Below are 15179 nucleotides of genomic sequence, written 5' to 3' on the forward strand. Positions count from 1 at the left end.
TTTCAACATTCCGGATTCCCTGCGTGTGGATTTAAGCAGCGACTGCTATTTTTGGCTCCATAAAACCAAGAAGCTTAAGGCTTTTTTCCGTATCTATTATTGCATTGTATACATTCTCATATTTTACAAATTTGACCGCATCTATCAGTGACATGTGTTTTGAAAGAAAGGTTATTCTCAGTTTCTTCACTTCAAAAAGTGTGGTTATAAACCTGGAGTTTGTAAGGGCCTTTAACATTGTTGTATGGTCAATATATGGTGAGCCTGCCTTTATAATAGCCTCTTTATTTATCGGCGCAGTTGAAATTGTGTCTATTTTTCCAGCCATTGCAAATTGCACAGCCATTTCTATGCTTCTGTAAGCAACTTTTCCGGCACTAGCAGTAACCTTTCCAATCTGTATAGGTTCGCCGTTGCCAGTGTTTATGAAGTCGAGGTTTTTTTCTCCTTCTAAATGCAATCCACATTTATCCATGGTATTTTTGTAATTTTCCTTATCACCAAATAATGTTATCTTAAAATTCCGGTTTTTAATAGAATTAATTGATTTAACCACAATTTCAGGTCCAATCCCGGCAGGATCGCCCAGAGTTATGCCCATATTGATCATGGTCTCATATTTTTACCTCATATTTATATCTGCATATTCAATGATTTTTTTATATATGCTTTCGTCTCCGATGCTTCCTCCCTTAATTATATATTTTTTGCCATCAAGTATTCCTCCATAAATAATTCCCGTGGAAATAAGTGGCAGTATGTGCGGCCCACTTTCAAGGTAGCCGAAATCTGCATTATCCAGCACTGTATAGGCCGTTTCACCTCCGCTTAAGACTAGTACTGAGTATTCCTTCAAGGATAATATGAAATCCTTTTTAGTAATCACTGCAAAATTATTTCCGGTAAGATCGAACAGTTGAATATTGAAATGGCCAGTACTGGAATTGACCGGGGAAATCAAATTGTTCCTGATATAATTTACCTGCCTGTAGGTTATATCTGTACAGCTTCCAATAATAATGGCCATGTTATTCATCTATCTCATCTCCAGATACAATTTTATCATTATTCCAGGGTCTACAGGAATTAAATTTTCATTCAGACATCTTCGCGCTAGTTTTTCAATGTCAGTGTAAGTACTTGAATCTGCAATTATTATCGAATCATAAAGTTCTACAGGAACAATATCACGAATCGGCAATTTGGTTTCATTCTGGATACTTGAGCCCATATATGTATACCGCCCAAAGTCGGGTATAGTGTCTGTAATGAGCAGCTTCCCATATTTACCCATGAATTCTATAAAATCAGGGGTGCTTCCCCTGAGCATCGTATCAATGCGTGTCAAAATCAACGCCCCTGAATACAGCTCTTTTACATAATTTAATCGTTGTCCTGCGTTTCCCGTATTTCTGGTTTCAATATCCAGAGATACAGTTGAGGAACTTATTTTTCTTATGAGATCTATATTTTTGAATGGTACCACTGGAACTCTCTCTCCTATGAGAGATGCCATGCCTGCAGCCCCACTCAGGTCATCAGAAATAATAATTACATCCATTGGAAATTAATAGGATGCGTATATAAGTATTTTTATACTGCAATACAGGCAGTTCATTTATTATATTCCTATTCTGCAGTCAAAATTGTTATTATCTGTTAAAAATACCTTGACCACTTAGATTAATTATATATATATAGATATAATTAAACAGCAATGAATGTTAAAGATATAGACACAAAATTAGATATGAAATTGAAGTTAGTCATATCCGATAATACAGATATCTTCAGATGGTCTAAACTTCATGATTTGGGTATGAGTATTTTTATCAAAGAAGATTCAAAAAATCCTGAAAACTATTACTTTCAGGCTTTTATAATGAAAAATAAAGTACACTTCGAGGTTAAAGAGCTTATTGAAACATACAGTCCAGTGGAAACTGAAAACTATTATATGCTTTCTCACCCCATCATTAACACTAAAATTCTTTCCCTTATAAAGGAATTATGGACTATTCCATCCATAGCATTCGGTGAAACTACCATAGAAAGTGGAAAACTCATTATGAGAATAAGATTCCATAGACTGTACAAAAAGGATTTATCCTTAATATTAAATAAATACCTGGCGATACCATACTTTGTGGATGATATGACACTCACTGAAAGTGAAGGAGGAATTGTTTTATTAGGAAACAAAAATAGCAGAATGCCGCTTTCCATCATTCAGTATTCAATTCCTGTTTCAGTTCATTCAGAAGATTACGCAGTTCAAATACTGGAAAAAAATAATGGTATAGCACAGGTTGTGGAGAATCCATATAACAAGAATGATTTTAAGGTCATTATTTTTACAGAAAATCATGTAAAAGAAAGAAATGGCTTTACCTGCATTTCAGGAGAGGATAATATATATGAGACATATGCCAGCAATAAACTGCTTAGCCTCATAACGGATAAGGCAAATTCCAGGGGCATCTTCAGGAATCTACTATTGATCATAATAAAGAACGGACGTATGTATTCTAATTCAGTAATAGCATCAAACAGGATCATGGAATATACTAAAATGGTTTTTTCCTCATCTTTGGAACTTTATGGTAAAAATGTTGTAAAGTTAGAAAATTCCTGTGATTTTGATCCTGAACTCTATGGGGAATTTGGTACGAAGAATTGATGATAATTATCTGTGCCTTGGAAAAAATTTATATCCTGTTGATCAATAAATGAACGTTGATTAAACTGGACAATGATATTCTGGCTAAAATTGCTTCAAAACAATTTGAATTTGACATCCACCAAATTCAGGTAACACCTGATAAATCGGTACAGGGTGCTTCAGGAATGGAATATAAATTTGATTATATTATTTCCTCAGGTAATGATATGGTAGCGGTGAAAATGGGAAATGCAGAAACATCTACAAACGATATAATGCTTTTTAATTCCCAGGTTATGGATGCAGGAATAAATAAGAAGATTCTGATAACAAGTTCCGAACTTGGAGAGTATATCAAAAAAATGTGTAACATATATGGAATTGATATTATAGATTCCAGAGGAATTGATACAGGACAAATAGAATCCTCCCGTGCAAAATTTGGGATTACAATCCTTGATGCAAAATTATCTGGAGGCTTGCGGCCCGGATATGTATACCTGATATCTGGAAATACAGGTGCCGGAAAGACTACTCTATCCAGTATTTTCCTCTCCTACGGCAGCAGCGTAGGTGAAAAAGGATTGATGATACTCACTGATACTTTTCCCGACCAGTTCCTTGATAATATAAGAACAATGAACATAGGTTTTGCGGACGCATACAGGGAAAGAAAAATTGAGGTTATGGAAATTTCTGACCAGATTCGGTCAATGAAATCCGAGATTTCTTCCGGAAAAACAGATTTCAGAAAATTTATTACAAAGGTTGTTACAGAACTGAAGAAAATAATTATTTCAAAGGGCATTAAAAGAGTTGTTATAGATCCTGTAACACTATTGCTTATACCCGACGACGATTTTGTAAACCTGTTTATGAACAGCCTTGCCATAAAGGGTGTTACAGTGCTAGTTACCAGTGGATTAAGAAACAGTGAACTGAGTATGTTCGGTATAGAAGAATATTATGCCACAGGAATTATAAAGCTTGATTATAGTTTAGGGGATGATGGCATGTCCAGAATGGGAAAGGTAGTTAAAATGCGTGGCACTGTTTTTGACTCAACCCCATTTGAATTCAAAATAACTGCGAATGGAATTGAACCTGTAAAAAATGTCAAGGCAGTGCCTAAAAATCAATCTTATGATGATGATAATATATTTAAAAATATAAGGTAATCATCCTGGCAACCACACTTTAATATTTTAGAAACTTTATATCACCAAAAGAATATGAGGTGTATGATTCATATAGAGGCACCCCGCTTACATCATTTTGATGGTTGTACGGCCTCAGAGCTTTGCATAGCTGTTTATCCTGGAATGCCCGTCATACTATGAGACCCAGTTTATTATGTTTATTACGGAATTCAAGCAATCATAAATGGTGTAGTTACATGAACTGTAGTAATGGATCATGTTGGAGTGTTCCAGATCATGCTTCATTTTTCTAAATTTCCAATACATGTCAAATACTACAATGGCTGTTTATTAGAACTCCACCAGGTTCCCGTACTTGTTTATATTCATAATGAAAGACCGAAAAATGTCAAGACAAAGCTAATTACAATGATATATCTCAATATTAGAGAAAAACAGATATCTATGTTCCGGTTAACCTAAAATAAGAGTTGTTCTGCCTGTAAAATTAAGATATGCAACGTATATGGATCAAATGCCTGCAGCGTGAAAATAAAAGAAACTGCAGCGTTAAAGCATGGAACTAAGTTTTAAAGATTTGAATGAGCACTATCTTCGTGCTTTTGATAGCCTAGACTCCATTATCTGATTTCTTTAAGTAAACCACAACCATGTGGAACAAACATTTAAGATAGGTTTTCTGTATGTTTCGAAGATATATTTCAATGTTTATTCAATCATACTGGATGACACTTTAAAGGGAAAACCGTTTCCCTCTTATGAACACTCATTTATTGTAGGTAAGGGAATGTTTTTATATATTTATGAAATAAATGTTAATGAAGTTCCTCCTGAAAGATGCCCGATTATCCAAATATTTTGAGATTTTTCTGAACATCAATTCCAGGCAATTAATATTAAGCAGAGCTACAAACTTTAGTGGATTTGGAACTCTGGCACGTGATGGTAATAATTTCTATTTTCATGTTTTCATACCAAAATCAGGTATAAACGATTCATTGAAGCCTTTTTTCCCACTTGCAAATATTGATGAAAGAGAGCTTTACTACGTGTCAAGGGAAAAAATAGAGGATAAGGGAACAACTGAATTCATTAATGATCTTGATTCTATAAACGGCCTTGTAATAAGCTATGCAGGTATAATATCAGGAAATATGATTATAAAAGGATTTATGCATGAAAATGCAGAAATGGCATTCTCAGACCTACTGTCAAAACACTGCCATGAGAAATCAACCATTGGAAAGATTACCTTGAAACCGTCCAGAGGTTTTCTTGATCACTTAGGTGAAATGGATGTAAGATTAAAGAATATCCAGATTAGCCTTCCTATTAAAGAATTCAACCATTACAGGATGGTAAAACTATTAAGGGAAACAGGGTGTATAGGCCAATTTGTGGACAACTACCCCATAGATGGAACTTTCAGGTTAATCGTTTACTCTAACCAGGATTTAAGCTCTGTTCAAGGAATGGAGGAAATATCGGGTACTGAGCATATATATGAGACAAGGACTGATGATGATATATTGCTTTTACTGGCTTCCAAGGCCAAAAAACACAGGCTTACGTGGACTTTCTTATTTATTTATGCATCTGATGACAAACTGTTTATGAATTTTATTCTTCCAGAATACAGAGCTAAGGAGTATTTTCAGTTAATAGTTGATACGGAAATGGACATGAAAAAACTTGACTGGGTCACACTTGAATTATATAGAGATTTGAATCAAAAAAATATTGATTAGAACATGCAAGCCAGATAGCTATGGCTTAAGTTATCTCTAAAATACCTTTGAATTTAATAATTTTTATAGTAACATTTTGATATTATATCTTGGTCAAGAAATAGAAAGCATTCTGTATGTACTCAGTTGCAACAATATGGGTAAGTATTCCCGCCAATTACATAGCATAGTTTCTGGTACGGTCTCCCTTTTGGCCTATTACAGGTTTTTCAGTTTAAGTTCCAGCATCAGACCGGATAGATAGGAAAGGTGTATTTTATATTACAATGATATTATATGCTACAGGAGCAATATAAATAACGTTGAGCTATTTATTTTACCTTATTCCTATATTTCCTTGAATTGTGGCATACGGAGACCCGTTCCCCGTGAGTGTGGCAAACTCTTTCCCATCCATGATGGATGAATACCTGTACACCAGAAGCATGCCTGATGTTTCTGGACCAGGTCTGATTGAGATAGCATGCGTTCCGAACAGAGATGATGTATAAGACTGCATAATCTTCTGAGAACGGTTCACTGAGAGCATTAGTATGTTTCCTGGAATAAGGTTGTACATATCAATCATTTATTTTTCGTACATTTATACTCTAATGTGGTAGGTTTTTTTAATAGAACATGGGGGTTGATATACTGCAAGGGATAATTTAAATTACCTTTGTGGATTTCATTATGGTAATTATGGACATAGAAATAGGCATTATAGGAGGTATGGGACCAAAGGCAACAAATCAATTCCTGGACCGTGTGGTTGAATTGACAGATGCAAAAAAGGATCAGGACCATGTAAGGTATATACTATATAGCGATCCCGAGATACCAAACAGGATAGACGCATATTTTCACGGCAAGGAAAGCCCTGTTAGCGCTATTAACAAAGGTATAGATTTTCTGGAAAAGAATGGAATCAGAACTATAGCAATACCATGCAATACAGCCCATATATGGTTTGATAAATTCCATAAAAATGTAGAGGTACTAAATATGATAGACCTAACGGTAAAAGTTGCACTGGAATCTGGATACAGAAAACCAGGAATTCTTGCAACCACAGCCACGATTAAATCTGGGTTGTATATAGATAGCCTGGCTGCAGCAGGATTACACCCAGTAGTTCCAGAGAAGGAAGACAAGGTTATGGCTGCCGTTCAGGCTGTAAAATTAGGTAATACTGAAGAAGGCAAATCCATTCTGGCCCCCGTAATCAGGGATCTGGAGGCAAATGGCTGTGATTCAATTATTATTGCATGTACTGAGATACCGGTAATACTTAAACAGGAATACACTTGCCTTCCCATAATAGATTCAGATCAGATACTGGCAGAAAAGATAATAATTGCAGCAGGGAAAAAAATAAAGAAACACCATAAATAAACTTTTCCGGAAAATTTTTTTAACCTTAACCTTATATTAAATAATGTTAAAACAGTTTCCTGAAAATGGTTTAAGCTCTGAAAAAATTCACGATGTATTGGATTCCTATGGAAAATACGATATAAAAAACAGCAGAGGCAGATTATTCACATATTTTTATGACCCAGGAATAAAAGAACTGGATAATCTACAGGACATATTCTTGAAATTTTCAAACAGAAATGGAATGGATTATCATGCTTTCCCAAGTACCCTAAAACTTGAAAACGATGTTATTGCCATGATGGGCTCACTGTTGAATGGTGATGATAGAACTGCAGGCACATTTACCACTGGAGGTACAGAGAGCATCATACTAGCAGTAAAAGCGGCAAGGGATACATTCCTGGAAAATCACAACTCGCTTCCGGAGGTTATATTGCCTGTTACAGCTCATCCATCTTTCAGTAAGGCTGTTGAATATCTTGGAATGCGGGAAAAACGTATACCAGTAAATTCTGAGTACCAGGCAGACATTTCTCTTATGCGGAAGGCTATCACCAAGAGTACGGCCATGATAGTTGGGTCGGCACCATCATTTCCATACGGTATTATTGATCCCATAAAGGAACTGTCTGATATTGCCCTTGAATATAAATTATGGCTACATGTGGATGCATGTGTAGGTGGAATGATCCTTCCATTTTTGAAGAGGCTTGGGAAACAAGTGCCAGAATATGATTTTAAATTGCCCGGAGTTTCCTCTATTTCTATTGACCTTCATAAATATGGTTTCACGCCAAAGGGTTCATCGGTGATTCTGTACAGAAACGCGGTACTTCGGAGACATCAGATCTATGTAAATGCAAGATGGCCAGGGTATCCTATGTCTAACGCAGGAATACAGGCAACTAAATCCGCTGGTCCACTTGCTGGCTCATGGGCAATTATGAACTATCTTGGTTACCGTGGTTATACTGAACTGGCAGGCAAAACGCTCACTGCCTACAAAAGGATAACACAGGGAATAAAAAATATAGGCTATGAAATCACGGGGAAACCTGATGCCACAATATTCGCATTTCAGGACAATGTTAACAGCATATTTCAAACGGGAGTGAAAATGATTGAAAAAGGATGGTATCCACAAATACAGCCATCTAACATAAAATTAGGCCTTCCATCAACAGTACACCTGAATATTTCTCCAGTTCATGTGGAAGTTACAGATGAATTTCTAAGTTCACTGGAAGATATACATACAAATCTCTCTGATGACTCTGCAGCTGGTCAGCTTGCCATAGACTCAGCGGATAAAACTGCAGAATACCTCGCACATATGTTAGAAAAACATCCGGAAAACAAAACACTGTTCTTTCATATGCTGTATCAACTTGATCCTGGAAAAGGTGAGGAAATATTCCGGAAAATGACAGATAGGGATTTTCATGCTTCAATAGGATAATATCCATATCTGAGATTTTTACTGTATTCACACTTTTTGGAAGTCCCTAAATTTTAGATTGATTTTCAATCGTCAAATTTATAGAGGTCAGAGGAAAGATATTTCAGACCAGTATCAGGAAGAATGGTTACGACTATGGAACCTCTCTTCATTGAGTCATCCAGCTTCATAGCCGCTGCTACATTTGCCCCACCAGAATATCCTGTAAATAAACCCTCCTTAGCAGCGAGATACCTTGCAACGTTTATGGCTTCATCATCTGTAACACTGAGGTATCCATCGACTAGAGATTCATCCCAGTATGGTGGTTTCACAGCGTGTCCTCCTCCTTGAATCTTGTGCCTTGTGGTTATGACAGGTTTTCCAGCCAGAAATTGTGCTGACTCAGGCTCCACAGGATAGCACTTTATATCCTTCCTGAATTTCTTCAGTGCACTGGATATTCCCACAAATGTTCCTCCAGTGCCAATGTAAGCCACAAAAGCGTCTATATTTCCGTCTGTCTGTTTTATTATTTCACTCCCAGTTGTGTATTCGTGCACAAGATAATTTACAGGATTAATATACTGGTTTGGCCTGTACGCCTGTAGTTTTTCAGTCAGTTCATCAGTTTTTCTTTCGACAGCTTCATTATCCTTTCTGGATACTGTATCCGTGTCTTCGCCAGGTTGCTGTGGAACCAGTACTACCTCGGCACCCAGTGCTTTAAGCATCTGTGCCTTTTCCATTGAATTTCCAGCAGACATGACGGTGACAAAATGATATCCCTTAACAGCACAGGCAATTGCAAGTCCCGTTCCGGTGTTCCCTGAAGTTTTCTCGATAACGGTATCGCCTTTATTTATTATGCCTTTCCGCTCTGCATCTTCAATCATCCCAATTGCTATTCTGTCCTTAATGCTAAAACTAGGGTTATAATACTCTAGCTTCACATAAATCTCTATGTTTCTGCAGCCCGTCCTGTTTAGCCGTACCATCGGTGTGTTGCCAATGGCGCTCAGGATGCTTGCTTTCACATCATCCATATAAATCTATTATTGATATGGTTTTACTATTTAACATATACCTCATTAAGGCCTGTTGACGTTGAATGTCTAAATAGTTGAATATCAAAAATTTACACCTAAATGAGCAAGAAAGTAACTGAGCTTGCTATTTGTATGAATTGCGAAACGACTATATTGATCCATGAAATGAGAGTCAGAAAAGAATCCATTGGATAAGTCCTCAAAAATGGCATGATGGAGATTTCTTCTGTAAAATCCTCTATAAGAGGTTGTGAACGCCTCTGTGTTTCTGTTAGGCATAATACAGGTAAAGGTGTATTTTAATTGCACGTAGACAGGGATGCGTGCAAGGGGAGCACTGATACCCCTAAAGAGGCAACACCGTAACCGGCAGGGACCTTAAGACTTGGTAATAAGTTCTTGCGAAACTATCTGGATCGTGATGAATAAAAGCGAAGCAAAAGTTATAACCCCCTTTAGGATGGAGAGTATGTCAGCAAACCCATATTTTTCAATACAACATATCCTGCTGCAATATCTTCAAGGCCTATACCCATTGATTTAAATATTGTTTTGTTTCCCTTGTATTTGTCTTTGTTAACTATATAATCCTTGAACTCTACAATTTTATTTTTATCCTTTACACCCATGATTTCAGCAGACTCTTTCATTGCCTGTTCCAGATTTTCTACTATTATTCTATCCGAATTGTCCAGTACGTCTGGAGCAACCTCCCTTCTTATTGGAAAATTGGAACCTGCCAGATTGATATGGTAACTGTCAGGAAGGAGGTTATAGTTGAAAATAGGGGAGTTGCTGTTTGTTATGGTGGTAATCACGTCAGATTCCTTAAGGACATCTAGTGAAGCTGATGGCTCTATTCCAAATTTGTCAGCGAATGCCTTTGAATGTGATTGATTTCTGGAATAGACATATGCATGTTTTAAATTGAAAATTTGTTTCATTGCGAGAAACTGGGATTCAGCCTGAAATCCCGATCCTATGAGAGTAAAATTTATGTTTTTCTCCTTTATAATTTCAGAAGTTGCCATGGCAGTAAGTGCACCGGTTCTTATCTGGCCAAGTGCATTTGCTTCCAGTATGTAGAGATCTTCGGGTCTTTCCGTATTAAATATTATTACAACAAAATGTATGCCAGAGGGTCCGGAATAATAGGTTTTGAGCCCTGCCAGATGTCTGTCAGCGTAAAACCCTGGCATTGTGTTAAGTATATTGTTATTTTTCATTATCCTGTCCCTTGAGTGGGTATCTGACATGCCTTTTCCATAGGATATAAATGCCTTTCTTAATTCCTCTATGCATTCACCCATTTTTAAATTAGATTTTACTTCGCTTTCTGTTATGTAGGTTATCATAATTTTTCTATTGTAAACAATGTTATAAGATTTTTGCAGGGAATGAATTGGAACCTTTGTTTATATTATACAAGATAATGTCAGTATTCCTTAAGCTTTTCCATAACGGCGTTATGGTTAAAATCATTATATAAGATTGCATAATTTTTTAATTATGTTATATAATAGCATAAATTTATTAGCCTTAAACATTTATAAAGTTAAATGAAAAATCTTATTTTATTCCTGACTTTCACTCCATTCTGCCTCGCCTTTTTTTGAATAAAGTTCTTCTGTGAAATCTTTGTGTATGAACTGTTTTTTAAATCCTGACAGTACTCCAAGTGGATATATTACAAAGAGTCCAACAACAAATGTTATTAGTGTTCCTTCCATGTATGTGAAAAATTGAGGAAATACTGCAGATGTTAATCCGTCATGACTGGTGGCTACCATAAAGGTGGCAAATCCTATAAAGAAAACATACCACAGTGCATTTTTTGCGCCTATCTTTACCTTTGATAATATTCCAAATAGTACCGCTCCTGCAGCTATGAGTATTACGGCATATGGCTCTGATGGCCACCCTGTCCAGAACACAATTAGGGCTGAACCCGCTGTTGCCAGTGGGGCTATAATGTTCATTCCCCTTACCATGTCCTCCTTTTTTGTTATACCCTGTCTTCTGGTAACCATTAGGGCTATGGGATTGGTGATTAGACCTATATATCCTGCAGCTGTCGCATCATCTATGAATGTATATATACTTGGAACCGGTGCTGTCACGAAAACAAGTGCCACTCCTACCACAGCGAACACAATAAGGGACCATAATGGTATAGAATGTTTCTCCTCTATGCTTTTTAACTTGCTAGAAACATAACCTGACCTTGCCATTGAAAATAATACTCTTGTTCCAGAACCTAAATATATATAAGCTGTAACAAAAGGTGTGAGCACTCCAGTTATAACAGCCGCAAGAAATATAAATGGAAAGGGTCTTGACAGTATAAAGAATGGGTTATCTCCGTGGAATGCTGCCTGTACACCCAGAAAATTGCCTGGCAAAACTCCAATCAGTGACCAGTTTGTTCCCATTGTAATGGCAAATGCGACACTTATGTATATTAGAGTTTCAAATAGAAGAACCATTCCAATTGCCCTTGGCATTTTGCTCCTGTTATTTGTTTCTTCCGCAAGGTCTGGAATTACCCTGATAGCTCCAAAGTCGTACATGGCATATGGCATTATGGAGAATAAGGGAACTGCTACACCATATGGTGCGAATCCGTATTTGTAAAAATTAGCGTAGTCAAATGCAAAGAATATAAGGCCAAGGGACATAGACATGTAAAAGAATATTTTAACAGCGCCTGTATATAGAGATGATCGTCCAAATTCCTTTATCCCGTAATAATTAAATGGAATCAGTCCCAACATCAGTGCAAGTCCAACTACAACCCCGATAAATGTCGGAGCACCGCTTGGTGCAAGAAAGATTGGGTCAAAATAGTTAATGCCAGCTATTATTGAAATAACCTCAATTGGCGGGATAAACAAATACCATATTATATCCGACATGGCATTAATAATATTTGTCCACCTTCCATGTGTGTAAATTGAATATCTCGTTGGTCCTCCAGCCTCTGGATACGTAACTCCCAATTCCATATAGGTCAAACCTATAAGCGAATATATTGCAGCTCCCAAGATAAAAGCCAGAATTGCTTCCGGACCTGCTATTGTTATCATGGCTACAGTACCAAATAAAGCTCCATTACCAAACGCACCTACTAGACCAACCATAACCATTTGGTTAAATGTTAGGTCTTTTTTAAGTTTGGGTTTTCGTTTTATTATATTATGTTTTATAGTATTTCTAGCTTCCATAACAGTGTCTTATTACCTCATGATATTTAATATGTATGAGAAAATTATTTATATTTGAGTGGAATTAATTAATTATCCATTATAAATGAGACAAATATAAAAATAATAGAAATTAAATAGAATTATAATTTTTTAATCAGTGGGTGTTAATATCCTTGCTGATAAATGGACATTTCCTTTATGCTATTACTACTATAAATTCCATTAAAACTATATATCACGCCAATATACAATTTTGTTGTATTAACGTTAAATGTCAGTTTATTACCGTTAACCCTGTATAATGTTGAATTAATATGTTCAACAGTTATTTTTCCATTATTAGCAAAAATCGTAATATTAATTCCAGATGATGGAATTTTATAACTGTTATTCAGTAAAATGGATATGCTGTAATTTCCGGGGAGGAAATATGTGGTATTTCCAGAGTAAATATTTGCACCGGTATTTTCAAGGTTCTGAAAACTGGAGATAGAGTTATTTGGAACTGGGCCAAATAATGTGCCATTCCTTTCTATAAATTGTTTTGTGCTGTATGATAAGTTAAATGGCTTATATATTATTGGATTTCCAGAGTAATTAAGTTCAAGTGCTATTATGCCGCATCCCTCTGCAAAAATTCCATAAGAACCGCTGTTCATATAATCTGAAGCCAGATTGGCAAGTGAAATATTGTAACTATTTTTGATATAAGTCTGGCTATCATTGAAATTAGCTATGAGGTACTTAAAATGCTGACTTGGTGAAGATATGTTATTATATGGGAATGCCGTTGCGTTCATGTCCTTATAAAAAATGGGAAATATATTATTACCGGTAACCAGAGATGAATTCACATTTATATTTTCTTCTATGGCGTATATGATCTTGTTCCGGTTTCCTGTATGGCCATTGGATTCATTGATCATATTATGTATTCCTGAGGGCTCTATGGATAATGGAGATATTGGAGATATAATAATAAATGCAGCAATTGCAAATGTAGTAATGGCAATCATAGTATTTCTAAGGTTGCGGTACGCCCTTTTACTTTTCTTTTCCATGGAAGGCTTGATTTCCATCATTTTGGATATTCCAAATACACCTGCAATGAACACTATGGGAATAAACATCATGGAATACTGAAAACCCATAAAATAATAGGGTATATATGAGGATGTCATAGCGTATACAAGATATGGAATAGCTGGAAGTAACCCTATAATAAACCGGTAAAATGCAAAGTCAACTGCCATAAATGCGAGGAGAAGGAAAAGAAGTTTTATCTTGTAATTGGACAGAAGATATTTTATGAACATGTAAGGGTGAAATAATAGGATTACAAGAAGGCCGAATATGCTTTTGGTTGCAACACCAGATGCACCACTGACAAAAAGGGCAATATTCTGGCTATGTGCGATATCACCCTTGAGATACCCAGCTACCGTATAATACATTAACATTACAATTAGACCAGCAAGGAATAAATATGTGAGATTTTTTATTCTTATATGGGTTTCCTTCAAATAATACCGTGAAATTAGAACTTCCATTAACAATGTCATTGCAGCAATGAACACGAAAGATGAATGAAGGCTGACTATAAGGGCAAGGAATAATATATTTAATAGAATCCTTTTTTTGAGATAGAAATAAATCGATATAAAATAAAAAAACGGGAGAAAAATCATTAAATGGAAATCAAAATATATGGGGCTTTCAGTAAGGGGAGAAAGAAGAAATGCTATCGCAACTATGAATGCATAAAGTTGTGGGTTTTTCGCACTTTTAGGATATTTTTCCTTCATGTTTGAAAATATGTGAAGAGATATATAGTAAAGTGGAACTGAAGCAAAACTAATAAATACAGCCTGGATTACAAGAAGAGTGTAAGGGCTTGGATATATATAAAAGAATGGAACCAGCAGGAACATGAACGGTGAAAAGTGCTCTGCTAAATAACTCTCACCCAACAAACTTGTATAGAACAGTTGCCCGTGTATTGAAGAATAAAAAGCCTGGGAATATAATCCGAGATCCCAGGCATATGCATTTATTGTATAAGCTTTTAATATGGAATAAAATGAAAATAAAATAGCAAATAAGGCAGATATGAAAATAAGTATATTGCTGTATTTTATTGTTTTTCTATCCCCAAATACCCTCCCTTTTAGAATAGATAGCCATTTCCAATTCATTTAAATGAATAGTGTCTATTAATATATTTATTTTACCATATAATAGAGTGTGGGACACTATTCTAAAATCTACCCATATTGAACAGGTTGTGCCACACGCCGGTGCAGAATAGTGCATTATCTATTCTGTCATCCCTTCTCTGTGCTACATTCCATCCAAGCATCTTCTTGTCTGCAGCAAATCCAGATTCTGAATTGCTTCTCTGATGGTACTCTTCCAGGTATGGCATGGTATTCTCAATAAAATCTTTCATTGTTTTTTTCCATTTCAGAGATCCATTCAGTGTGGAATTCTTCTTCGGTATTACGAATACCTTTGTTTCCCCAAGTTTATCCATGTATGATGGAGAGGAGTAATACCT

General features: G+C 36.0%; 13 protein-coding genes and 1 pseudogene. 5 read left to right on the forward strand and 9 right to left on the reverse strand.

Annotation, left to right across the window (positions count from 1 at the left end):
* Positions 1 to 31: 31 nt before the first annotated feature.
* The 3 genes from AMDU4_RS05235 to AMDU4_RS05245 are packed head-to-tail and all read right to left on the reverse strand — an operon-like array spanning position 32 to position 1561.
* The gene (locus AMDU4_RS05235; RefSeq protein ID WP_290704271.1) at positions 32 to 610 is read right to left on the reverse strand and encodes a 4-hydroxythreonine-4-phosphate dehydrogenase PdxA; all 579 of its coding nucleotides are present in this window, start codon (positions 608 to 610) and stop codon (positions 32 to 34) included.
* 12 nt (positions 611 to 622) lie between these two features.
* The gene (locus tag AMDU4_RS05240) at positions 623 to 1036 is read right to left on the reverse strand and encodes a nucleotide-binding domain containing protein (RefSeq protein WP_021786936.1); all 414 of its coding nucleotides are present in this window, start codon (positions 1034 to 1036) and stop codon (positions 623 to 625) included.
* Entirely contained in the window at positions 1037 to 1561 is a 525-nt protein-coding gene (locus AMDU4_RS05245) for a hypothetical protein (RefSeq protein ID WP_021786937.1), read from the reverse strand. It abuts the gene before it with no gap.
* A 156-nt stretch (positions 1562 to 1717) separates the two neighbouring features.
* Between AMDU4_RS05245 and AMDU4_RS05250 the strand changes: the two genes are divergently transcribed.
* From AMDU4_RS05250 to AMDU4_RS05260, 3 genes are all read left to right on the forward strand, one after another.
* Positions 1718 to 2680 carry a hypothetical protein gene (locus AMDU4_RS05250; RefSeq protein WP_021786938.1) on the forward strand — a complete coding sequence of 321 codons (963 nt, stop codon included), beginning with the start codon at positions 1718 to 1720 and terminating at the stop codon, positions 2678 to 2680.
* A 56-nt stretch (positions 2681 to 2736) separates the two neighbouring features.
* Positions 2737 to 3840 (forward strand): ATPase domain-containing protein, encoded by a 1104-nt coding sequence (locus AMDU4_RS05255; RefSeq protein WP_021786939.1) that lies wholly within the window; start codon positions 2737 to 2739, stop codon positions 3838 to 3840.
* A gap of 800 nt (positions 3841 to 4640) precedes the next feature.
* Positions 4641 to 5570, forward strand: coding sequence for a hypothetical protein (locus AMDU4_RS05260; RefSeq protein WP_021786941.1), 930 nt, complete (start codon positions 4641 to 4643; stop codon positions 5568 to 5570).
* A 316-nt stretch (positions 5571 to 5886) separates the two neighbouring features.
* Here AMDU4_RS05260 and AMDU4_RS05265 read toward each other — a convergent pair whose 3' ends face one another.
* A complete protein-coding gene (locus AMDU4_RS05265) occupies positions 5887 to 6129 on the reverse strand; it encodes a hypothetical protein (RefSeq protein ID WP_290704274.1) in 243 nt (80 codons plus the stop codon).
* A 113-nt stretch (positions 6130 to 6242) separates the two neighbouring features.
* Between AMDU4_RS05265 and AMDU4_RS05270 the strand changes: the two genes are divergently transcribed.
* Both AMDU4_RS05270 and AMDU4_RS05275 read left to right on the forward strand, forming a co-directional pair.
* Entirely contained in the window at positions 6243 to 6944 is a 702-nt protein-coding gene (locus tag AMDU4_RS05270) for an aspartate/glutamate racemase family protein (RefSeq protein WP_021786943.1), read from the forward strand.
* A 43-nt stretch (positions 6945 to 6987) separates the two neighbouring features.
* Positions 6988 to 8388, forward strand: coding sequence for an aspartate aminotransferase family protein (locus AMDU4_RS05275; RefSeq protein WP_021786944.1), 1401 nt, complete (start codon positions 6988 to 6990; stop codon positions 8386 to 8388).
* 65 nt (positions 8389 to 8453) lie between these two features.
* Here AMDU4_RS05275 and AMDU4_RS05280 read toward each other — a convergent pair whose 3' ends face one another.
* The 5 genes and pseudogenes from AMDU4_RS05280 to AMDU4_RS05300 form a co-directional block, all read right to left on the reverse strand.
* On the reverse strand, positions 8454 to 9413 hold the full coding sequence (locus AMDU4_RS05280) for a PLP-dependent cysteine synthase family protein (RefSeq protein ID WP_021786945.1): 960 nt from the start codon (positions 9411 to 9413) through the stop codon (positions 8454 to 8456).
* 458 nt (positions 9414 to 9871) lie between these two features.
* Positions 9872 to 10771 carry a hypothetical protein gene (locus AMDU4_RS05285; RefSeq protein WP_021786946.1) on the reverse strand — a complete coding sequence of 300 codons (900 nt, stop codon included), beginning with the start codon at positions 10769 to 10771 and terminating at the stop codon, positions 9872 to 9874.
* Between the two features lie 219 nt (positions 10772 to 10990).
* Positions 10991 to 12640 carry an APC family permease gene (locus AMDU4_RS05290; protein ID WP_021786947.1) on the reverse strand — a complete coding sequence of 550 codons (1650 nt, stop codon included), beginning with the start codon at positions 12638 to 12640 and terminating at the stop codon, positions 10991 to 10993.
* Between the two features lie 146 nt (positions 12641 to 12786).
* A complete protein-coding gene (locus AMDU4_RS05295) occupies positions 12787 to 14817 on the reverse strand; it encodes a DUF2079 domain-containing protein (RefSeq protein WP_021786948.1) in 2031 nt (676 codons plus the stop codon).
* A gap of 62 nt (positions 14818 to 14879) precedes the next feature.
* A pseudogene (locus AMDU4_RS05300) lies at positions 14880 to 15179 on the reverse strand (ISNCY family transposase); the annotation flags it as partial.

The sequence above is a fragment of the Ferroplasma sp. Type II genome (assembly GCF_000496155.1).

Excerpts from the sequence above, each read along its gene's own strand:
- AMDU4_RS05235 (WP_290704271.1), bottom strand. The coding sequence starts at position 610 with ATGATCAATATGGGCATAACTCTGGGCGATCCTGCCGGGATTGGACCT.
- AMDU4_RS05240 (WP_021786936.1), bottom strand. The coding sequence starts at position 1,036 with ATGAATAACATGGCCATTATTATTGGAAGCTGTACAGATATAACCTAC.
- AMDU4_RS05245 (WP_021786937.1), bottom strand. The coding sequence starts at position 1,561 with ATGGATGTAATTATTATTTCTGATGACCTGAGTGGGGCTGCAGGCATG.
- AMDU4_RS05250 (WP_021786938.1), top strand. The coding sequence starts at position 1,718 with ATGAATGTTAAAGATATAGACACAAAATTAGATATGAAATTGAAGTTA.
- AMDU4_RS05260 (WP_021786941.1), top strand. The coding sequence starts at position 4,641 with ATGAAGTTCCTCCTGAAAGATGCCCGATTATCCAAATATTTTGAGATT.
- AMDU4_RS05265 (WP_290704274.1), bottom strand. The coding sequence starts at position 6,129 with ATGTACAACCTTATTCCAGGAAACATACTAATGCTCTCAGTGAACCGT.
- AMDU4_RS05270 (WP_021786943.1), top strand. The coding sequence starts at position 6,243 with ATGGTAATTATGGACATAGAAATAGGCATTATAGGAGGTATGGGACCA.
- AMDU4_RS05275 (WP_021786944.1), top strand. The coding sequence starts at position 6,988 with ATGTTAAAACAGTTTCCTGAAAATGGTTTAAGCTCTGAAAAAATTCAC.
- AMDU4_RS05280 (WP_021786945.1), bottom strand. The coding sequence starts at position 9,413 with ATGGATGATGTGAAAGCAAGCATCCTGAGCGCCATTGGCAACACACCG.
- AMDU4_RS05285 (WP_021786946.1), bottom strand. The coding sequence starts at position 10,771 with ATGATAACCTACATAACAGAAAGCGAAGTAAAATCTAATTTAAAAATG.
- AMDU4_RS05290 (WP_021786947.1), bottom strand. The coding sequence starts at position 12,640 with ATGGAAGCTAGAAATACTATAAAACATAATATAATAAAACGAAAACCC.
- AMDU4_RS05295 (WP_021786948.1), bottom strand. The coding sequence starts at position 14,817 with ATGAATTGGAAATGGCTATCTATTCTAAAAGGGAGGGTATTTGGGGAT.